This is a genomic window from Streptomyces sp. NPDC036822, from assembly GCF_055609145.1.
In genome coordinates, this window is the sequence record NZ_JBVJPY010000004.1 from 292,791 (window position 1) to 312,555 (window position 19,765).

The following is a 19,765-nucleotide window of genomic DNA, read 5'->3' on the forward strand; positions in this document are numbered from 1 at the left end:
TCTTGAATACGAAAGTTTCGACTTGTGAGTGACACAACCCACGACGGTGGGGTCGCGACGAGCGCCCCGCCGTCCGCCGACGACGGCCTGAGTCCGGCCGCGCTGGCCGCGAAGCACGGCCTGTCGGTCAGCGGCGCCCGGCCGGGGCTCATCCAGTACATCCGGCAGCTGTGGGGCCGGCGCCACTTCATCCTGGCCTTCTCCCAGGCGAAGCTCACGGCCCAGTACAGCCAGGCGAAGCTCGGCCAGCTGTGGCAGGTGGTCACGCCCCTGCTCAACGCGCTGGTCTACTTCCTGATCTTCGGGCTCATCCTGGACGCTGACCGGGGCATGTCGCGGGAGGTGTACATCCCGTTCCTCGTGACCGGCGTCTTCGTGTTCACCTTCACCCAGAACTCCGTGATGGCCGGCGTCCGCGCGATCTCCGGCAACCTCGGTCTGGTGCGGGCGCTGCACTTCCCCCGGGCCACCCTCCCGATCTCCTTCGCGCTCCAGCAGCTCCAGCAGCTGCTGTTCTCGATGATCGTCCTGATCGCCATCGCGGTCGCGTTCGGCAGCTACCCCTCGGTCAGCTGGCTGCTGATGCTCCCCGCCCTGCTGCTGCAGTTCGTCTTCAACGCCGGCCTGGCCATGATCGTCGCGCGGATGGGCGCCAAGACGCCGGACCTGGCCCAGCTCATGCCGTTCATCATGCGCACCTGGATGTACGCGTCCGGCGTGATGTTCTCCATCCCCGTGATGCTCGCCGAACAGCCGGCCTGGATCGCCGACCTGCTCCAGTACAACCCGGCGGCCCTCCACATGGACCTGATCCGGTTCGCGCTGATCGACGGCTACGGCGCCTCGAACCTGCCCCCGCACGTCTGGATCGCCACGCTGATCTGGACGGTGGTGGTCGGCCTGGGCGGCTTCGTCTACTTCTGGAAGGCCGAGGAGAGGTACGGCCGTGGCTGACACCGAGAGCAACCAGGGACGCATTCCCACCGTCATCGCGGACGAGGTCCACATCGTCTACCGCGTCAACGCCGGGGCCGGAGGCAAGGGCAGCGCCACCGCCGCGCTGAGCCGGATCATCGGACGCGGCAAGGGGGACGCCGCCCGCGGCGTCCGCCGGGTGCACGCCGTGCGCGGGGTGTCCTTCACCGCCTACCGCGGCGAGGCCATCGGCCTGATCGGCTCCAACGGCTCGGGCAAGTCGACGCTGCTGCGTGCCATCGCCGGACTGCTCCCCACGGAGAGCGGCAAGGTCTACACCGACGGCCAGCCCTCGCTCCTCGGTGTCAACGCGGCCCTGATGAGCGACCTCACCGGCGAGCGCAACGTCATCCTCGGCGGTCTCGCCATGGGCATGAGCAAGGAGGAGATCCGCGACCGCTACCAGGGGATCGTCGACTTCTCCGGCATCAACGAGAAGGGCGACTTCATCAGCCTGCCGATGCGGACGTACTCCTCCGGCATGGGCGCCCGGCTCCGCTTCGCCATCGCGGCCGCCAAGAACCACGACGTCCTCATGATCGACGAGGCGCTCGCGACCGGTGACCGCAAGTTCCAGATCCGGTCCGAGGAGCGCATCCGCGAGCTCCGCAAGGAGGCCGGCACGGTCTTCCTGGTCAGTCACAGCAACAAGTCGATCAGGGACACCTGCGACCGCGTGCTGTGGCTGGAGAAGGGCGAGCTGCTGATGGACGGGCCCACCGAAGAGGTCCTGAAGGCGTACGAGCGCGAGACCGGGAAGTAGCCCGCGCCGCGCGCGAGAGGGGCCCCGCCGGCCATGACCGGCGGGGCCCCTCTCCCGTGTCCCGGCGCCCCGCCCGCACCGGCCCGGCCTCCCGTGCGTCGCGGCGCCACCTGGAATGTTCATGCGGTCAACATCGGGCAGGATGAGCGCATGGCAGCGTTCTCGGGGGGAAAGTCCTACCACCACGGTGATCTGCGCAACGCCCTGATCTCCGCGGCCGTCGACCTGGCCACCGAAGGCGGTCCCGAACGGGTCGTCCTGCGCGAGGCCGCCCGCCGGGTCGGCGTGTCGCCGACTGCCGCCTACCGCCACTTCGACGGCCGGGGCGAGCTGCTCCGCGCCGTCACGACCCACGCCCAGCGGGCGCTCGCCGACTCCATGGAGCGCGCCGCCGCCCGCGCTCCCGGCGCCGACGACCCCGCGCTCGCCGCCGAGCTGCGGCTCGCCTCCCTCGGGCGGGGGTACATCGGCTTCGCGCTCGACCACCCGGGGCTCTACCGGGCCGCCTTCTGCACCCCGCGCCCCTCCTGTGCGGACGGCCGGGCCGCCGCCGGGCAGACGGCCGAGCAGGAACCCGAGATCCGGGCCTTCGCCCTGCTCACGGACGCACTGGACGCCCTGGCCAGGACCGGCCGCGGGCCCTGCCGGTCCCGCCCCGCCACCGAGGTGGCGGCATGGTCGGCCGTCCACGGGCTTTCGCTCCTGCTGCTCGACGGGCCGCTGCGGCGGCTCCCGGCGCAGCGCCGCCAGGCCGTCGTGGAGTCCACCCTCGCCATGGTCGTCTCCGGAGCCCGCGCCGACTGAGAGCCGACGGAACGTGAACATCCGCTCCTCCGGGCCATGTTGACGCGCCGGGAGATGTTCTCGCCGTATGCCCGGCACCCCGGGGCGGTGACGGGCGTTGTACAACGTAAGCTGTACCGGTGCTGATTCGTGGCAAGTGGGGCGATACCCCCTAGGCATCCCGGCCGTCAGGCGGCGTTCCCTCCGGGGAGGCCGGGTGGCGTGTCCGAAATAGGATGGATTGGGTCGGCAGTGTAGAACAGGAGATGTGACGGCCATGACGCGAAATCTCCAGCTCCCCGAGGGTGTCGCCGTCCCCGCGTCGGGCAGCCCTCAGTGACGGGAACCCGGCAGGCGCGCCCCGACGCCACCTCGCGCACCACGCTCGACAAGGCCACGGACGAGAACTTCCCCGTGGCCCCCTTCTTCCTGCCCCGCGCCTGGCGCGAGGACCTCATGGCCGTGTACGGCTACGCCCGCCTCGTCGACGACATCGGCGACGGCGACCTCGCGCCCGGCGGCGCCGACGCCCGCCACCTCGGCCTCGGCCCCGAGCGGGCGGAGGACCGGCTCGCGATGCTCGACGCCTTCGAGGCCGATCTCGCCCGGGTCTTCGACCCCGCCGACGGCGAGCCGCGTCACCCCCTCCTGCGCGCCCTCCTGCCGACCGTCCGGCGCCACGCCCTCACCCCCGAGCCCTTCCTCGGCCTGATCGAGGCCAACCGCCAGGACCAGCTCGTACGCCGCTACGCGACCTACGACGACCTCGTCGCCTACTGCGCGCTCTCCGCGAACCCCGTCGGCCGGCTCGTCCTCGCGATCACCGGCACCGAGACCCCCGAGCGGGTCCGCCGCTCCGACGCCGTCTGCACCGCGCTGCAGATCGTGGAACACCTCCAGGACGTCGCCGAGGACCTCGGCCGCGACCGGATCTACCTGCCGGACGAGGACATGAAACGTTTCCACATCACCGAGGACGACCTGGCCCGGCCCACCGCGAACGCGTCGGTGCGCTCCCTCGTCGCCTTCGAGGCGGAACGTGCCCGCGCCCTCCTCGACGAAGGCGCCCCGCTCGTCGCGAGCGTCCACGGCAGACTGCGCCTGCTGCTCGCCGGATTCACCGCCGGCGGACACGCCGCGCTCGACGCGATCGCCGCCGCCGGATTCGACGTCCTGCCGAGGCCGCCCAAGGCCACCAAACCGAGTCTGATCCGCCAAGCGGGAGCGGTCCTGCTCCGAGCGCGGAGAGAGGGGTGAGCCGGACCGTGGAGGGACAGACGGAGACATCCGCACCGGTACAGGCCGCGTACAGCTACTGCGAGGCCGTCACCGGACAGCAAGCCCGTAACTTCGCCTACGGGATCCGACTGCTGCCGACGGAGAAGCGCCAGGCCATGTCGGCCCTGTACGCCTTCTCCCGGCGCGTCGACGACATCGGCGACGGCGCCCTCGCGCCCGAGGCGAAGCGCGAACGGCTCGAGTCCACGCGCGCGCTGCTTGACCGGATCCGCCGGGGCGCCGTCGACGACGACGACACCGACCCCGTCGCCGTCGCCCTCACCGACGCCTCCCGCCGCTTCCCCATCCCCCTCGGCGGCCTCGACGAACTCATCGACGGCGTCCTGATGGACGTCCGCGGCGAGACGTACGAGACCTGGGACGACCTCAAGGTCTACTGCCGGTGTGTCGCCGGCGCCATCGGACGGCTCTCGCTCGGGGTGTTCGGCGCCCAGCCCGGCGCGCACGGCGCCGAACGCGCCTCCGAGTACGCCGATACGCTGGGCCTCGCCCTCCAGCTCACCAACATCCTCCGGGACGTACGGGAGGACGCCGCCAACGGGCGCGTCTACCTGCCCTCCGACGACCTGGCCAAGTTCGGCTGCGGCGACGGCTTCCACGGCGACACCCCGCCGACCGGGTCCGACTTCGGCGGGCTCGTCCACTACGAGGTCCGGCGCGCGCGGGCCCTGTTCGCCGAGGGCTACCGCCTGCTGCCCATGCTCGACCGGCGCAGCGGCGCCTGCGTCGCCGCCATGGCCGGCATCTACCGCCGGCTGCTCGACCGCATCGAACGCGACCCCGAGGCCGTCCTGCGCGGCCGCGTCTCGCTCCCCGGCCACGAGAAGGCGTACGTCGCCGTCCGCGGGCTCTCCGGTCTCGACACCCGCCACATCTCCCGGCACACGGTCAGGAGGCGTGCCTGATGGCGAAGTCCGTGACCCCGTTCCGGGCAACCCCGGACCACGCCGTCGCGTCCCTGCCCGTGAGGGCCCGAAGGGGGAAGCCATGACCCAGGACACCGCGCGCTCCGGCGGACAGCCGCACGCCGTCGTCGTCGGAGGCGGACTCGCCGGGATCACCTCCGCCCTCCAGCTCGCCGACGCGGGCGTCCGCGTCACCCTGCTCGAAGGGCGCCCGCGCCTCGGCGGCCTCGCCTTCTCCTTCCAGCGCGGCCACCTCACCGTCGACAACGGCCAGCACGTCTACCTGCGCTGCTGCACCGCGTACCGCTGGTTCCTCGACCGGGTCGACGGCGCCCACCTGGCCCCCGTCCAGGACCGGCTCGACGTGCCCGTCCTCGACGTCGCGCACCCGCGCGGCCCCCGCCTTGGACGGCTGCGCCGCACCGGGCTTCCCGTACCGCTGCACCTGGCGCGGAGCCTGGCGACGTACCCGCACCTCTCGCTCGCCGAACGCGCCGGTGTCGGCCGGGCGGCGCTCGCCCTCAAGCGGCTCGACCCCGCCGACCCGGCCCTGGACGGCATCGACTTCGCCACCTGGCTCGGCCGGCACGGCCAGAGCGCGCGCGCCGTCGAAGCGCTCTGGGACCTGGTCGGGGTCGCCACCCTCAACGCCACCGCGCCCCACGCCTCCATGGGCCTGGCCGCCATGGTCTTCAAGACCGGGCTCCTCTCCGAGCCCGGCGCCGCCGACATCGGCTGGGCCCACGTGCCGCTCGGCGAGCTCCACGACACCCGCGCCCGCAAGGCCCTCGACTCCCTCGGCGTACGCACCGAGCTGCGCACCAAGGCCGAGCGGATCTCCCGCACCGCCGACGGCGGCTGGAGCGTCGAGGTGCCCGGCGAGACCATCGAGGCGGACGCCGTCGTCCTGGCCGTGCCGCAGCGCGAGACCCGTGCGCTGCTGCCCGAGGGCGCTCTCGACGACCCCGACCGGCTCCTCGACATCGGCACAGCGCCCATCCTCAACCTGCACGTCGTCTACGACCGCAAGGTGCTCCGGCAGCCCTTCTTCACCGCCCTCGGCTCCCCGGTCCAGTGGGTCTTCGACCGCACCGACTCCTCCGGCTTGCTCAGGGGCGGGCCCGAAGGCCCCCCGGTCACGGTCGGTGGCGGCTGCCGGGCGGGCGGGCAGTACCTCGCCGTCTCCCAGTCCGCCGCACAGGCCGACATCGACGAGCCGGTCGCCGTGCTGCGCGAGCGCTACCTCCCGGAGCTGGAGCGGCTGCTGCCGGCCGCACGCTCCGCCCGGGTCAGGGACTTCTTCGTCACCAGGGAGCGGACGGCGACGTTCGCCCCCACCCCGGGCGTCGGCCGGCTCCGCCCCGGCGCCCGCACCCACGCCCCCGGCCTCTACCTGGCCGGCACGTGGACCGCCACCGGGTGGCCCGCGACCATGGAGGGTGCCGTCCGCAGCGGTTTCAGCGCCGCGGGCGCCGCGCTCCGCGCCCTCGGCCGCCGCCATGAACATCCGCTGCAGGAGGCGGTATGAGTGTGAGTACTGGAACAAGAGGAGAGACCGTGCCGACTGTGCCCCCGGTGAAACCGGCCGTCGACACCGCGGACGTGACCGCCCTGCTGGAGCGGGGGCGGACGCTGTCCACCCCCGTGCTGCGGGCGGCCGTCGACCGGCTCGCACCGCCCATGGACACCGTGGCCGCGTACCACTTCGGCTGGATCGACGCACGCGGCAACCCCGCCGACGGTGACGGTGGCAAGGCCGTCCGTCCGGCGCTCGCCCTGCTCTCGGCCGAGGCCGCCGGAGCCCCCGCCGAGGTCGGCGTCCCCGGCGCGGTCGCCGTGGAGCTCGTGCACAACTTCTCGCTGCTGCACGACGACCTCATGGACGGGGACGAGCAGCGCCGCCACCGCGACACCGTCTGGAAGGTGCACGGCCCCGCCCAGGCCATCCTCGTCGGCGACGCCCTGTTCGCGCTCGCCAACGAGATCCTGCTCGAGATCGGCACCGTCGAGGCCGGCCGGGCCACCCGCCGTCTCACCACGGCCAGCCGCAAGCTCATCGACGGGCAGGCCCAGGACATCTCCTACGAGCACCGCGAGCGGGTCACCGTCGAGGAGTGCCTGGAGATGGAGGGCAACAAGACGGGCGCGCTGCTCGCCTGCGCGGTCTCCATCGGAGCCGTCCTCGGCGGCGCCGACGACCGCACGGCGGACAAGCTGGAGGAGTACGGCTACCACCTCGGCCTCGCCTTCCAGGCCGTCGACGACCTCCTCGGCATCTGGGGCGACCCGGAGTCCACCGGGAAGCAGACCTGGAGCGATCTGCGCCAGCGCAAGAAGTCCCTGCCGGTCGTCGCCGCCCTCGCCGCGGGCGGGCACGCCTCCGAGCGGCTCGGCGAACTGCTCGCCGCCGACGCCAAGTCCAACGAGTTCGAGTCCTTCTCCGAGGAGGAGTTCGCCACCCGAGCCGCCCTCATCGAGAAGGCCGGCGGCCGCGAGTGGACCTCCCAGGAGGCCCGCCGCCAGCACGCCGTCGCCATCGACGCCCTGCACGAGGTCGACATGCCCGAGCGGGTCAGGGAGCAGCTCACCGCGCTCGCCGACTTCGTCGTCGTACGGAAGAGATGATCACCATCACCCTGATATGAGTTCGCAGTCGCCGGCCGGTGCCACCGGGCACCGGCCGACGGCAGACCCGAAGTAGCGGAAGTACACCTACTGCACGAAGGGGAAGCCATGACAGCGACGACCGACGGAAGCGCCGGGGCCGTGGGCCCCCGGGCGGCCGCGGCCAGCGAAACACCCGACACCCTCCCCGTGACGGCCGTCCTCCACGAGCCCGCCGTCCGGGCCGCGGAACCCGCGCCGGACGCCCTGGACCGGATCGCCGCCCGGGCGGCGGAGCGCTCGATCACCCATCTGCTCGGCCGCCAGGACGCGGAGGGCTGGTGGAAGGGCGACCTGGAGACCAACGTCACCATGGACGCCGAGGACCTCCTCCTGCGCCAGTTCCTCGGCATCCTGGACGCGGACACCGCCCGGGCCGCCGCCCTCTTCATCCGGGGCGAGCAGCGCGAGGACGGCACCTGGGCCACCTTCCACGGCGGGCCCGGCGAACTCTCCGCCACCATCGAGGCGTACGTGGCGCTGCGGCTCGCCGGGGACGACCCCGACGACCCGCACATGGCCCGCGCCGCCGCCTGGGTCCGGGAGCGGGGCGGAATCGCCGCCGCCAGGGTCTTCACCCGGATCTGGCTCGCGCTCTTCGGCTGGTGGCGCTGGGAGGACCTGCCCGAACTGCCCCCCGAGCTGATCTTCCTGCCGAAGTGGTTCCCGCTCAACATCTACGACTTCGGCTGCTGGGCCCGGCAGACCATCGTGCCGCTGACCGTGGTCTCCGCCAAACGGCCGGTGCGCCCCGCGCCCTTCCCGCTCGACGAACTGCACACCGACCCGTCCCGGCCCAACCCGCCCCGGCCCCTCGCGCCCGCGGCCAGTTGGGACGGCCTCTTCCAGCGGCTCGACAAGGCGCTGCACGTCTACCACCGCGTCGCCCCGCGCCGACTGCGCAAGGCGGCCATGAACGCCGCCGCCCGCTGGATCGTCGAGCGCCAGGAGAACGACGGCTGCTGGGGAGGCATCCAGCCGCCCGCGGTCTACTCGGTGATCGCGCTGTACCTCCTCGGCTACGACCTCGAGCACCCCGTCATGCGCGAGGGGCTCGCCTCCCTCGACCGGTTCGCCGTGCACCGGGAGGACGGCGCGCGGATGATCGAGGCGTGCCAGTCGCCGGTGTGGGACACCTGCCTCGCGACCATCGCCCTCGCCGACGCGGGGGTTCCGGCCGACCACCCGGCCCTGGTCAGGGCCGCCGACTGGATGCTCGGCGAGGAGGTCGTCAGGCCCGGCGACTGGGCGGTGCGGCGGCCCGGACTCCCGCCGGGCGGCTGGGCGTTCGAGTTCCACAACGACAACTACCCGGACATCGACGACACCGCCGAGGTCGTCCTCGCGCTGCGCCGGGTGCGGCACCCCGACCCCGCTCGGATCGAGTCCGCCATCGCCCGCGGCGTCCGCTGGAGCCTCGGCATGCAGTCGAGGAACGGCGCCTGGGCCGCGTTCGACGCCGACAACACCAGCGCCTTCCCCAATCGGCTGCCCTTCTGCGACTTCGGTGAGGTCATCGACCCGCCGTCGGCCGACGTCACCGCCCACGTGGTCGAGATGCTCGCTTACGAGGGCAAGGCCCGGCACCCCCGTACCCGCAGGGGGATCGAGTGGCTGCTCGCCGAACAGGAGCCGTTCGGCGCCTGGTTCGGGCGCTGGGGTGTGAACTACGTCTACGGCACGGGGTCGGTGGTCCCGGCTCTCGTCGCTGCCGGGCTGCCGGGGTCCCATCCGGCGATCCGCCGGGCCGTCACCTGGCTGGAATCCGTGCAGAACGAGGACGGCGGCTGGGGCGAGGACCTGCGGTCGTACAAGGAGGCGGACTGGATCGGTCGCGGCGCCTCCACCGCCTCGCAGACGGCCTGGGCACTTCTCGCGCTCCTGGCCGCCGGGGAGCGCGCCTCCACGACGGTCGAGCGGGGCGTGGCCTGGCTCGCCGAGAACCAGCGGCCGGACGGCTCCTGGGACGAGCCGCACTTCACCGGGACCGGCTTCCCCTGGGACTTCTCCATCAACTACCACCTCTACCGACAGGTGTTCCCGCTTACCGCGCTCGGGCGTTACGTCAACGGCGAGCCGGCCGCCGCCAGGGAGGGCTGATGGGAGAGGAGCCGGAGTCCGCGGGCTCCGTGCCCCCGCTGCTGGTCGCCTGCGCTCTGGGCATCGAGCGGCTCGCCCTGCGCGGCGGCGGCCGGGGCGGCGCGCCGGGGTCCTTCGCCGTGGTGCGGACGGGCATGGGCCCCGCCCAGGCCCGCCGTACGGTCTCCCGGGCGCTGGACGCCCGGGAGTGGCGGGACGCCGCCGTCGTCGCCTCCGGCTTCTGCGCGGGGCTGGCCCCCGGCATGCACCCCGGGGACCTGATCGTGGCCGAGGAGACCCGGGGCCCCGACGGCACCACCCGCTGTACCGGCACCGAACTGCTGGTCGAGGCCCTGCGCCGGGCGGTGCCCGGCCGGACCGTCCACACCGGTCCGCTGACCGGCTCCGACCACGTCGTACGCGGCCACGAGCGGGCCGAGCTGCGGGAGACCGGGGCGATCGCGGTGGACATGGAATCCGCCGCCACGCTGCGCACCGCCCTGGCCGCCGGACCCCGCCCGGTTGCGGCCGTACGAGTGGTCGTGGACGCCCCGGAGCACGAACTTGTCCGAATTAGCACGGTACGCGGTGGAATATCTGCTTTCCGTGTTCTTCGTGCCGTCCGCCCCGCGTTCTTCGAATGGCACCGTTCTTTACTGCTCCCCAGGAGGTGAACGAGTTATGGCCATGCCGCTCCGTCAGTCCATCCGGGTCGGGACCTATCTCTTCGAACAGAAGCTCCGCAAGCGCGACAAGTTCCCCTTGATCGTCGAACTGGAGCCGTTGTTCGCCTGCAACCTCGCGTGCGAGGGCTGCGGAAAGATCCAGCACCCGGCAGGTGTGCTCAAGCAGCGCATGCCGGTCGCCCAGGCGGTCGGTGCGGTCCTGGAGTCCGGGGCGCCCATGGTCTCCATCGCGGGCGGCGAGCCGCTGATGCATCCGCAGATCCACGAGATCGTCGGCCAGTTGGTGGCGAAGAGAAAGTACGTCTTCCTCTGCACCAACGCCATGCTGCTCCGCAAGAAGCTGGAGAAGTTCACCCCCTCCCCGTACTTCGCCTTCGCCGTGCACATCGACGGACTGCGGGAGCGGCACGACGAGTCCGTGGCCAAGGAGGGTGTGTTCGACGAGGCGGTGGCGGCGATCAAGGAAGCCAAGCGGCGCGGCTTCCGGGTCACCACCAACTCCACCTTCTTCAACACCGACACCCCGCAGACCGTCATCGAGGTGCTCAACTACCTCAACGACGACCTCCGGGTCGACGAGATGATGATCTCGCCGGCGTACGCCTACGAGAAGGCGCCCGACCAGGAGCACTTCCTCGGCGTGGAGCAGACGAGGGAGCTGTTCAAGAAGGCCTTCGCGGGCGGCAACCGCAGGCGCTGGCGGCTCAACCACTCGCCGCTCTTCCTGGACTTCCTGGAGGGCAAGGCCGACTTCCCGTGCACCGCGTGGGCGATTCCGAACTACTCCCTCTTCGGCTGGCAGCGCCCCTGCTACCTGATGAGCGACGGGTACGTCCCGACCTACCGTGAGCTGGTCGAGGACACCGACTGGGACAAGTACGGCCGCGGGAAGGACCCGCGCTGCGCCAACTGCATGGCGCACTGCGGGTACGAGCCCACCGCCGTCCTCGCCACCATGGGCTCGCTGAAGGAGTCCCTCAGGGCGGTCCGCGAGACCGTCTCCGGAAACAACGGGTGATCCGAGGGGCGCGGGGGCCCGCCACACCGTCGTGGCCCCCCGCCCCCGTGAGAAAGGGGGCCGCACATGACGATCCTGGAGAACATCCGGGGGCCGCACGACCTCCGGCCGCTGAGCGGTACGGAGCCGGCCGAACTGGCGGAGGAGATCCGGCGGTTCCTCATCCGCTCGGTCGCCAGGACCGGTGGCCATCTCGGACCGAACCTCGGCGTGGTCGAGCTGACCATCGCCCTGCACCGGGTCTTCGACTCGCCGGCCGACCGCATCCTCTGGGACACCGGGCACCAGAGCTACGTGCACAAGCTGCTCACCGGCCGGCAGGACTTCTCCAAGCTGCGAGGCAAGGGCGGACTCTCCGGCTATCCGTCCCGCGCGGAGTCCGAGCACGACGTCATCGAGAACTCGCACGCCTCCACGGTCCTCGGCTGGGCCGACGGCCTGGCGAAGGCGAACGAGGTCCTGAGGAAGGACGACCACGTCGTCGCCGTCATCGGTGACGGGGCCCTGACGGGCGGCATGGCCTGGGAGGCGCTGAACAACATCGCCGCCGCCAAGGACCGCCCGCTGATCATCGTCGTCAACGACAACGAGCGTTCCTACGCCCCGACGATCGGCGGCCTCGCCGACCACCTGGCCACGCTGCGCACCACCGACGGCTACGAACGCTTCCTCGCCCGCGGCAAGGACATCCTGGAGCGCACCCCCGTCGTCGGGAAGCCGCTGTACGGATCCCTGCACGGGGCCAAGAAGGGGTTCAAGGAGACCTTCGCGCCCCAAGGCCTCTTCGAGGACCTCGGCCTGAAGTACGTCGGTCCCGTCGACGGCCACGACATCGGGACCGTCGAGGCCGCCCTGCGCCGCGCGAAGCGGTTCCACGGGCCGGTGCTGGTGCACTGCCTGACCGAGAAGGGCCGCGGCTACCAGCCCGCCCTCAGGGACGAGGCCGACCGCTTCCACGCCGTCGGCGCGATGGACCCGCTGACCTGCGAGCCGCTCGCCCCGGCCACCGGCCCGTCCTGGACGGCCGTCTTCGGCGAGGCCCTCGCCGAGATCGGGGCCGAGCGGCCCGACGTCGTCGCGATCACCGCCGCCATGCTCCAGCCGGTCGGCCTGACCCGCTTCGCCGAGCGGTTCCCCGACCGGGTCTGGGACGTGGGCATCGCCGAGCAGCACGCCGCCGTGTCGGCGGCCGGGCTCGCGACGGGCGGGCTGCACCCGGTCGTCGCCGTGTACGCGACCTTCCTCAACCGGGCCTTCGACCAGCTTCTGATGGACGTGGCCCTGCACAAGTGCGGTGTCACCTTCGTCCTGGACCGGGCGGGCGTCACCGGCACCGACGGCGCCTCCCACAACGGCGTGTGGGACCTCTCCCTCCTCCAGGTCGTCCCCGGACTGCGGATCGCCGCCCCGCGCGACGCCGACCGGCTGCGGAGTCAGCTGCGCGAGGCCGTCGACGTCGACGACGCGCCCACGCTGCTGCGCTTCCCCAAGGCGACGGCGGGCGAGCCGATCCCCGCCGTGGGCCGGATCGGCGGGATGGACGTCCTGCGTGAGGAGTCGGACGCGGAGATCCTGCTGGTGGCCGTCGGCGTGATGGCCGACGTCTGCCTGCGCAGCGCCGACCTGCTCGCCGCCCGCGGCCTGCGCTGCACGGTCGTCGACCCCCGCTGGGTCAAGCCGGTCGACGCCGCGCTCGCCCCGCTCGCCGCCCGGCACCGGCTGGTCGCCGTCGTGGAGGACAACAGCCGTACGGGAGGGGTCGGCGCCTCCGTCGGTCAGGCGCTGCGCGACGCCGGCGTCGACGTACCGCTGCGGAACTTCGGCGTCCCCGACCAGTTCCTCGCACACGCCAGTCGCGGCGAGGTGCTCGCCGACATCGGGCTCACACCCGTGGAGATCGCGGGACGGATCAGTGCCGCCCTGGCACACGAGGAGAAGGCGCGATGAGCGACGCGAGAGGCGGCGACGCCACCGACGGATCGACGGACGACCCGGCGCGGGCCCCGTCCGCGGCACCGGCCGGGCACCCGGCGGATGCCGTGGCGGAAGCTCCGGCCGGACGCCCGGCGGGGGCCGCGCCGGGCGTGGGGAAGAGCGGGGAGTTCGACCTCGCGGCCCTGCTCGCCGCGCGGGGGGCCGAGCGCTACGAGCTGCACACCCGGCACCTCAACCACCAGCTCCCGCGCATGCTGCACACCCTCGGCTTCGACAAGGTGTACGAGCGGGCGGAGGGCGCCCACTTCTGGGACTCCGAGGGAGGCGACTACCTCGACATGCTGGCCGGCTTCGGCGTCATGGGCCTCGGCCGGCACCATCCCGTCGTCCGCAAGGCGCTCCACGACGTCCTCGACGCCTCTCTGGCGGACCTCACCCGCTTCGACTGCCAGCCCCTGCCCGGACTGCTCGCCGAGCGGCTGCTCGCCCACAGCCCCCACCTGGACCGGGTCTTCTTCGGCAACAGCGGCACGGAGGCGGTGGAGACCGCCCTGAAGTTCGCCCGGTACGCCACCGGAAGGCCGAGGGTCCTCTACTGCTCCCACGCCTTCCACGGCCTGACCACGGGCTCCCTCTCGGTCAACGGCGAGAGGTCCTTCCGCGACGGCTTCGCCCCGCTCCTTCCCGACACCGCGATCGGTCTCGGCGACCTCGACGCGCTGGAGCGGGAGCTGCGCAAGGGGGACGTCGCCGCCTTCGTCGTCGAGCCCGTCCAGGGGAAGGGCGTCCACGAGGCCCCGCCCGGTTTCCTGCGCGCGGCCCAGGAGCTGCTGCGCCGGCACGGGGCCCTGCTGATCGCCGACGAGGTGCAGACGGGACTCGGAAGGACCGGCGACTTCTACGCGTACCAGCACGAGGAAGGGGTCGAACCGGACCTGGTCTGTGTCGCCAAAGCGCTCTCCGGCGGCTACGTACCCGTCGGGGCGACCCTGGGTAAGGACTGGATCTTCAAGAAGGTGTACTCCTCGATGGACCGGGTCCTCGTCCACTCGGCCAGCTTCGGGTCCAACGCGCAAGCCATGGCGGCCGGCCTTGCCGTGCTCTCGGTGATGGAGTCCGAGGGCACGGTGGCCCACGCGCGGAGGATGGGCGAGCTGCTGTCCTCGCGGCTGAAGGAGCTCGTGCCCCGCTACGAACTGCTCCACGAGATCCGCGGGCGCGGGCTGATGATCGGCATCGAGTTCGGGCGGCCGTCGTCGCTCGGGCTGCGCGGCCGGTGGACCATGCTGCAGGCCGCCCGCAAGGGACTCTTCGCCCAGATGGTGGTGGTCCCGCTGCTCCAGCGGCACCGCGTCCTGACCCAGGTGTCGGGGGACCACATGGAGGTGATCAAGCTGATTCCGCCGCTGGTCATCGACGAGGCCGACATCGAGCGGTTCCTGACCGCGTTCACGGCGGTGATGGACGACGCCCACGGCGGTGGGGGGCTGATGTGGGACTTCGGGAAGACGCTGGTCAAGCAGGCGGTGGCCCAGCGCTAGCGGGGTGGTGCCGGGGGCGCGGCGGCGGAGGTGAGTTTGCCCCTGAGGCAAGAAACTTGCCTGGGGGGAAAGTTCCTGGCGCAATAGAGGGATGGAGCATCTTTCCGCGGGACCGTCCCCGGACCCCCTCGCGCCGGACGGCCCGGACGAAGCCGCCGCTCTTCCCGACATGGCTCCCCAGCTGCGCGGGCTGCGCCGACGGCGCGGGCTCACGCTGGAGGCCGCCGCCCGCAGGGCCGGGCTCTCCCCGGCGCACCTGTCCCGCCTGGAGACGGGCCGTCGCCAGCCCTCGCTGCCGATGCTGCTCGCGCTGGCCCGTATCTACGGTACGACGGTCTCCGCGCTCCTCGGCGAGGTGCCCGCCGAGCGCGACCCCGTCATCCGCGCCGGCCGGTCCGAGCCCGTCGAGGCCGACGGCTGGATCTACCACCAGGCCGGCGGGCCCGGGCGCGCCCTGCAGGCGCTCCGCGTCCACGTGCCGTACGCCACCCGCTCCGACCTCGTGCGCGTCCACCCGGGTGAGGAGTGGCTGCACGTCGTCGCCGGCCGCGTGCGGCTGTCGCTGGGCGACGCGGTGCACGTCCTGGACCCGGGCGACAGCGCCCATTTCGACTCGCTCACGCCCCATCGCATCGGCGCCGCCACGAGCGGCGGCGCCGACCTGCTCTTCGTCCACACGCTGATGCAGAGCCCCGCCGCCGAGACGTGTCTCGGTGACGGGACCGCGCTCCCGCGGTGAATCCACGGAAGGGATCCGACATGTCCGACAAATCAACTGCGGTCACCGGCGAGGAGCGAGGGGGCGGCAAGTTCCCCAAGGGCCTGGTCCTGCGCCTCTTCGCCTATCTCGTGGCCGGGCACCTCTTCGCCGGCTTCCTCTACCTGCTGTTCTCGCTCGGCGGCCAGAACCCGTGACCGGTGGCCCGGGGCCCGGTCTGCCGGGTGCCCGGTGCTCTTCGTCGGCTCAGGCTTCCGTGACCAGCCGCGCGCGCAGCCGCTCCCGCGTCTCCGGGGCGAGCGCGAGCCCCTGCGACAGGTAGTTCTCGGTCGTGCCCCAGGTCCGCTCCATGGTCTCGAACGCCGCCCGGAGGTACTCCACCCGCGCGTCGAAGAGGGGGCCGAGCAGCTCCATCACCTCGGGGGCCATCGCGTCCGCGGAGGTGGAGCTGCGACGGATCTTGTAACGGCGGTGGGGGTCGTTCGACTTGACGTAGTCCGCCTCGATCGCCTCCCGCTCGACGCCCACCGCGAGCAGCGAGATAGCTATGGACAGCCCCGCGCGGTCCTTGCCGGCGGCGCAGTGCATCAGGGCGGGGACACTGTCGTCGGCCATCGCGTGCAGGACGCGGCTGTGCTCCGCCGTCCGGTCGACCACCATCTTCCGGTATGAATCGGACATCCGGTCGGCCGCTTTGCCGCCGCCGAGGGCCTCGCGCAGCTGCTCCAGCGCGCCGCCGCTGACCAGCTTCCAGAACTCCTTGCCGTCGGCCGGGTCGTTGAGCGGGATGTTCACGTTCCGCACGCCGGGGAGTTCGACGTCCGCGCCCTCGACCTTCCGGTCGGCCGCGTTGCGGAAGTCGAAGACGGTGTGCAGCCCGAGGCCGGCGAGGAAGGCCGCGTCCTCCTCGGTGGCGTGCGCCAGGTGGCCGCTGCGGAAGAGGCGGCCGAACCGGACCGACCTGCCGTCCACGGTCGGCAGGCCGCCCACGTCCCGGAAGTTGCGGACCCCGCTCAGCTCGGGTTCGGTCGACGAGACCTGCGGCAGCTGCTGCGTCACGAGTGCTCCTGAGTGTTGGCGGACTTCGACGATACGAGATCGGTTCCTGGGGCAATCATTCCGGGTGGCGGCCCCCGCGCACACCCCTCGGACGGGAATGGGTGTTCTGTCCGAATTGGGGCCTTGGTGATAACGCGCCCTGGTAACAGGGGAGATGGGTTTCGGTGCGTGAGCAGCGTCATAACCGTGACGGAACGTGCCTGATCGTCTTTCGCGAACTCCCTGCGCGAAAAGGGGATCGAGGTGGCGGCATCCACGGAGGGTGACCGGAATTCCGGGCGGAAATCAGCCCACGGAATGCGTGGGGAATAAGACGGCTTGTTCGCGCCGACAGGCTCGTCTACGGTCACCGTCAATCCGGTCGGACCGCCGAATCCTGCCACCGTCCGGAATCCGCACCCACCCACGTATGGCAGGAGCGGGGGACCCAGGTAGTACGCCGATCCGGTCGATCCGGAACGGCTTGGGGTGAAGTCGCGCGCCATGGCGACCGGGCAACTCCAGCCCGAACCCGACAGCTCACCTCGCAGGCGACGGAGAGGAATTCGCCATGCCCGCGAAGGGTAAGCACCGCCGTCCCAAGGTCAACCCGATCACGCGCGGATTCGTCGCCGCCGGAACGGGCGGCGCCGTCGTCGCCCTGCCGCTCCTCGGCGCGACCGGAGCCCACGCCGCCGAGAAGTCCGCTCCCGCCGTGACTCCCGAGCAGGCCGTGGCCGCCGTCGCCGCCGCTCCCGCGAAGGCCCCGGCCGCCGCCGCCAAGGCGAAGCCCACGACGTACTCCGTCGTCGCCGGCGACTACCTGTCCAAGATCGCCACCGAGCACCACCTGGCCGGCGGCTGGAAGAAGCTGTACCAGGACAACCGCCAGGTCGTCGGCGAGAACCCCTCGCTGATCTTCCCCGGCATGAAGCTCACCATCGGCGCCAAGTCGACCGCCAAGGCGCCCGCGCCCAAGGCCACTGCCCCCAAGGCCGCGCCGAAGGCCGCCGCGAAGGCCGAGAAGTCCTCCTCCGACGACTCCGCGACGCGCAGCTCCCGCAGCGCCGAGCGCACGGCGGCGGCGCCCGCCCAGGAGCCGCGGGCCGCGGCCTCCGGCTGGGTCGCCCCCGTCAGCAACGGCGTCTCCACGCCGTACCGCGCCTCCGGCTCCATGTGGTCCTCCGGCTACCACACCGGTGTCGACTTCATGGCCTCCTCCGGCACCTCGGTCAAGGCCGTCGGCGCGGGCACGGTGTACTCCGCCGGCTGGAGCGGTTCGTACGGCAACGAGGTCGTCATCCAGCACGCCGACGGCACCTACTCGCAGTACGCCCACCTCTCCTCCCTCTCCGTCTCCACCGGCCAGTCGGTCAACGGCGGCGACGAGATCGGCCTGTCCGGTTCCACCGGCAACTCCAGCGGTCCGCACCTGCACTTCGAGATGCGCACCGGACCGAGCTACGGCTCGGACATCGACCCGCTCGAGTACCTGCGCCAGAAGGGCGTCGGCGTCTGACGCGTCCCGCGCACCCGCGAACCCCCGGGTACGCACCGGGCCCGGCACCTTCGTGCCGGGCCCTTCGCGTATTCCGCCTTGGCGCAATCTTGACCGGTGGCATATCTCACCCACCGTCAACACCTCCTTACGGTCGCGTAGGTCACACCCGTAAAGGAAGGATGTGCTCCCGTGGCAGACGATTCGAGATCAAGAGACATGGACGTATTCGGGTCGTACGCGGCGATCGGTGACAGCTTCACCGAGGGCGTCGGAGACCCCGGCCCCGACGGGAAGTACCTCGGCTGGGCGGACCGTTTCGCGGTCCTGCTCGCCGACCGGCTGCCGGAGCACGACGCGTTCCGATACGCCAATCTGGCCGTACGCGGCCGCCTCCTCGACCAGATCGTGGAGGAGCAGGTCCCCAGGGCCAAGGAGCTGGCCCCCGACCTGGTGACCTTCTGCGCGGGCGGCAACGACATCATCCGGCCCGGCAGCGACCCCGACGACGTCGCCGAACGCTTCGAGCGCGCCGTCGCCGACCTCACCTCCGCCGTCGGCACCGTCATGGTGACGACCGGGTTCGACACCCGCGACGTCCCCGTGCTGCGCCATCTGCGGGGCAAGATCGCCACCTACACCGCCCACGTCCGGGCCATCGCGGACCGCTACGGCTGCCCGGTCCTGGACCTGTGGTCCCTCAAGTCCGTCCAGGACAGGCGGGCTTGGGACGGCGACCGGCTGCATCTGTCGCCCGAGGGGCACACCCGCGTCGCGCTCCGGGCCGCCCAGGTCCTCGGCATCGAGGTGCCCGCCGACCCCGACCAGCCGTGGCCGCCCCTGCCGCCGCGAGGCACGCTGGAGGTGCGCCGCGACGACATCCTGTGGGCCAGGGAGTACCTCGTCCCGTGGATCGGCCGCCGGCTGCGCGGTGAGAGCTCGGGCGACCACGTGTTGGCCAAGCGGCCCGACCTCATGCCCCTGTAGGCGCGCCCGCCCCGGGAGGCGCGGTCGGCACGGCCGCCGGGATCCGCTCCAGGACCCCGCCCGCGAACACGTCGTACAGCGGCAGCGTCTCCAGGTGGACGTAGCCGATGTGGCAGTCGCAGACGGCCAGCGGGCAGGCGCGCGGGCGCAGGGCGGCACGGTAGGAACCGTCGTACAGAATGCCCAGCTCGGCCTTGACGAAGTGGCAGCGGCGCACCGTCCCGTCACCGTCGACGGAGATCACCGACTCGCCGGTCCGGCAGGGGAGACCGGCCGAGCGGTGCGGATGGCGGCTGTACGGGAAGAGGGGGTCGAGGGCCGTCCAGGCCTCGGCCTCCTCGTCGGCGTACGTGTGCCCCTCGGCCGCGTTCACCCAGAGGTAGACCGGTGACGGCAGCTCCGCCCTCAGCCGCCGTGCGTGGTCCAGGTGCTCCGGCAGGCCGACGACGCCCACGCTGAACCGCGTGCCCCCGGCGGCCAGCTCGTGGCACTTGGCGAGGAAGCGGTCGTACGGCGTCTGGCCGGGATGGTACGTGCACCAGAGCGCGAGGGTGCGGGGGTCGGCCTCCGCCAGCCAGTCGGTACGGCAGCTCAGATTGGTCTGGATCGCCACCCGCTCGACGTGCGGCAGCCGGGACAGTTCGGTGAGCGCCCGCCGGTACCAGCTCCGGACCAGGCCCTCTCCCCACGGAGTGAACAGGATCCGCAGCCGGTCGCCGGTCTGCCCGGCCGCCCAGGCGGAGAACCGTTCCAGCGCGGCCCGGTCGGCGCGCAGCTGCTCGCGGCTGTCGCGGCGCTTCGCGAAGGGGCAGTACGGACAGTCGTAGTCGCAGGAGGCGAGCGGCCCCCGGTACAGGATCGTCAGGTCCATCGGGT

At 72.1% G+C, this 19,765-nt stretch carries 18 protein-coding genes and 1 riboswitch; of the genes, 16 read left to right on the forward strand and 2 right to left on the reverse strand.

The window, feature by feature from the left end; translation table 11 throughout:
• Positions 1-24 precede the first annotated feature (24 nt).
• The 14 genes from ACZ68P_RS11945 to ACZ68P_RS12010 all read left to right on the forward strand — a co-directional run bounded on the left by ACZ68P_RS11945 (position 25) and on the right by ACZ68P_RS12010 (position 15,563).
• On the forward strand, positions 25-954 hold the full coding sequence (locus ACZ68P_RS11945) for an ABC transporter permease (protein WP_471005252.1): 930 nt from the start codon (positions 25-27) through the stop codon (positions 952-954).
• On the forward strand, positions 947-1,738 hold the full coding sequence (locus ACZ68P_RS11950; RefSeq protein WP_365714560.1) for an ABC transporter ATP-binding protein: 792 nt from the start codon (positions 947-949) through the stop codon (positions 1,736-1,738). Before ACZ68P_RS11945 ends, ACZ68P_RS11950 begins: the two co-directional genes overlap by 8 nt.
• A 150-nt stretch (positions 1,739-1,888) precedes the next feature.
• Positions 1,889-2,542, forward strand: a complete 654-nt coding sequence (locus ACZ68P_RS11955) for a TetR/AcrR family transcriptional regulator (protein WP_471005253.1) — start codon at positions 1,889-1,891, stop codon at positions 2,540-2,542.
• 315 nt (positions 2,543-2,857) lie between these two features.
• On the forward strand, positions 2,858-3,778 hold the full coding sequence (gene hpnC, locus ACZ68P_RS11960; RefSeq protein WP_471005254.1) for a squalene synthase HpnC: 921 nt from the start codon (positions 2,858-2,860) through the stop codon (positions 3,776-3,778).
• On the forward strand, positions 3,775-4,725 hold the full coding sequence (gene hpnD, locus ACZ68P_RS11965; protein ID WP_471005255.1) for a presqualene diphosphate synthase HpnD: 951 nt from the start codon (positions 3,775-3,777) through the stop codon (positions 4,723-4,725). The genes hpnC and hpnD overlap by 4 nt, the downstream gene beginning before the upstream one ends.
• Before the next feature lie 82 nt (positions 4,726-4,807).
• Positions 4,808-6,253, forward strand: coding sequence for a hydroxysqualene dehydroxylase HpnE (hpnE, locus tag ACZ68P_RS11970; protein ID WP_471005256.1), 1,446 nt, complete (start codon positions 4,808-4,810; stop codon positions 6,251-6,253).
• Complete coding sequence (locus ACZ68P_RS11975) at positions 6,250-7,350, forward strand: polyprenyl synthetase family protein (RefSeq protein WP_471005257.1); 1,101 nt, start codon at positions 6,250-6,252, stop codon at positions 7,348-7,350. Before hpnE ends, ACZ68P_RS11975 begins: the two co-directional genes overlap by 4 nt.
• Before the next feature lie 108 nt (positions 7,351-7,458).
• Positions 7,459-9,489: a squalene--hopene cyclase gene (shc, locus tag ACZ68P_RS11980; protein WP_471005258.1), complete on the forward strand. Its 2,031-nt coding sequence runs from the start codon at positions 7,459-7,461 to the stop codon at positions 9,487-9,489.
• Positions 9,489-10,142, forward strand: a complete 654-nt coding sequence (locus ACZ68P_RS11985) for a phosphorylase family protein (protein WP_471005259.1) — start codon at positions 9,489-9,491, stop codon at positions 10,140-10,142. Before shc ends, ACZ68P_RS11985 begins: the two co-directional genes overlap by 1 nt.
• Before the next feature lie 7 nt (positions 10,143-10,149).
• Positions 10,150-11,172, forward strand: a complete 1,023-nt coding sequence (gene hpnH / locus ACZ68P_RS11990; protein WP_365714552.1) for an adenosyl-hopene transferase HpnH — start codon at positions 10,150-10,152, stop codon at positions 11,170-11,172.
• 66 nt (positions 11,173-11,238) lie between these two features.
• Positions 11,239-13,119 (forward strand): 1-deoxy-D-xylulose-5-phosphate synthase, encoded by a 1,881-nt coding sequence (gene dxs / locus ACZ68P_RS11995; protein WP_471005260.1) that lies wholly within the window; start codon positions 11,239-11,241, stop codon positions 13,117-13,119.
• Positions 13,116-14,648 carry an aspartate aminotransferase family protein gene (locus ACZ68P_RS12000; protein WP_471005261.1) on the forward strand — a complete coding sequence of 511 codons (1,533 nt, stop codon included), beginning with the start codon at positions 13,116-13,118 and terminating at the stop codon, positions 14,646-14,648. Before dxs ends, ACZ68P_RS12000 begins: the two co-directional genes overlap by 4 nt.
• Before the next feature lie 91 nt (positions 14,649-14,739).
• Positions 14,740-15,387 carry a helix-turn-helix domain-containing protein gene (locus tag ACZ68P_RS12005; protein WP_471005262.1) on the forward strand — a complete coding sequence of 216 codons (648 nt, stop codon included), beginning with the start codon at positions 14,740-14,742 and terminating at the stop codon, positions 15,385-15,387.
• Between the two features lie 20 nt (positions 15,388-15,407).
• Positions 15,408-15,563, forward strand: coding sequence for a DUF6126 family protein (locus tag ACZ68P_RS12010; protein ID WP_471005263.1), 156 nt, complete (start codon positions 15,408-15,410; stop codon positions 15,561-15,563).
• 49 nt (positions 15,564-15,612) lie between these two features.
• On the opposite strand, the gene ACZ68P_RS12015 is transcribed toward ACZ68P_RS12010, so the two are convergent.
• A complete protein-coding gene (locus tag ACZ68P_RS12015; protein WP_471005264.1) occupies positions 15,613-16,425 on the reverse strand; it encodes a tyrosine-protein phosphatase in 813 nt (270 codons plus the stop codon).
• 390 nt (positions 16,426-16,815) lie between these two features.
• Positions 16,816-16,971, forward strand: a riboswitch (cyclic di-AMP (ydaO/yuaA leader).
• 4 nt (positions 16,972-16,975) lie between these two features.
• On the opposite strand from ACZ68P_RS12015, the gene ACZ68P_RS12020 reads away from it, so the two are divergent.
• Together ACZ68P_RS12020 and ACZ68P_RS12025 are read left to right on the forward strand one after the other, a co-directional pair.
• Entirely contained in the window at positions 16,976-17,923 is a 948-nt protein-coding gene (locus ACZ68P_RS12020) for a M23 family metallopeptidase (RefSeq protein ID WP_471005265.1), read from the forward strand.
• Between the two features lie 171 nt (positions 17,924-18,094).
• Positions 18,095-18,889, forward strand: a complete 795-nt coding sequence (locus ACZ68P_RS12025; RefSeq protein WP_471005266.1) for an SGNH/GDSL hydrolase family protein — start codon at positions 18,095-18,097, stop codon at positions 18,887-18,889.
• Here ACZ68P_RS12025 and ACZ68P_RS12030 read toward each other — a convergent pair.
• Positions 18,876-19,760: an STM4011 family radical SAM protein gene (locus ACZ68P_RS12030; RefSeq protein ID WP_471005267.1), complete on the reverse strand. Its 885-nt coding sequence runs from the start codon at positions 19,758-19,760 to the stop codon at positions 18,876-18,878. The genes ACZ68P_RS12025 and ACZ68P_RS12030 overlap by 14 nt on opposite strands.
• Between the last annotated feature and the right edge of the window lie 5 nt (positions 19,761-19,765).

Coding starts and splice junctions, on each gene's coding strand:
- ACZ68P_RS11955 (WP_471005253.1), top strand. CDS start 1,889: ATGGCAGCGTTCTCGGGGGGAAAGTCCTACCACCACGGTGATCTGCGC.
- hpnE (WP_471005256.1), top strand. CDS start 4,808: ATGACCCAGGACACCGCGCGCTCCGGCGGACAGCCGCACGCCGTCGTC.
- ACZ68P_RS11975 (WP_471005257.1), top strand. CDS start 6,250: ATGAGTGTGAGTACTGGAACAAGAGGAGAGACCGTGCCGACTGTGCCC.
- shc (WP_471005258.1), top strand. CDS start 7,459: ATGACAGCGACGACCGACGGAAGCGCCGGGGCCGTGGGCCCCCGGGCG.
- ACZ68P_RS11985 (WP_471005259.1), top strand. CDS start 9,489: ATGGGAGAGGAGCCGGAGTCCGCGGGCTCCGTGCCCCCGCTGCTGGTC.
- hpnH (WP_365714552.1), top strand. CDS start 10,150: ATGGCCATGCCGCTCCGTCAGTCCATCCGGGTCGGGACCTATCTCTTC.
- dxs (WP_471005260.1), top strand. CDS start 11,239: ATGACGATCCTGGAGAACATCCGGGGGCCGCACGACCTCCGGCCGCTG.
- ACZ68P_RS12000 (WP_471005261.1), top strand. CDS start 13,116: ATGAGCGACGCGAGAGGCGGCGACGCCACCGACGGATCGACGGACGAC.
- ACZ68P_RS12005 (WP_471005262.1), top strand. CDS start 14,740: ATGGAGCATCTTTCCGCGGGACCGTCCCCGGACCCCCTCGCGCCGGAC.
- ACZ68P_RS12010 (WP_471005263.1), top strand. CDS start 15,408: ATGTCCGACAAATCAACTGCGGTCACCGGCGAGGAGCGAGGGGGCGGC.
- ACZ68P_RS12020 (WP_471005265.1), top strand. CDS start 16,976: ATGCCCGCGAAGGGTAAGCACCGCCGTCCCAAGGTCAACCCGATCACG.
- ACZ68P_RS12030 (WP_471005267.1), bottom strand. CDS start 19,760: ATGGACCTGACGATCCTGTACCGGGGGCCGCTCGCCTCCTGCGACTAC.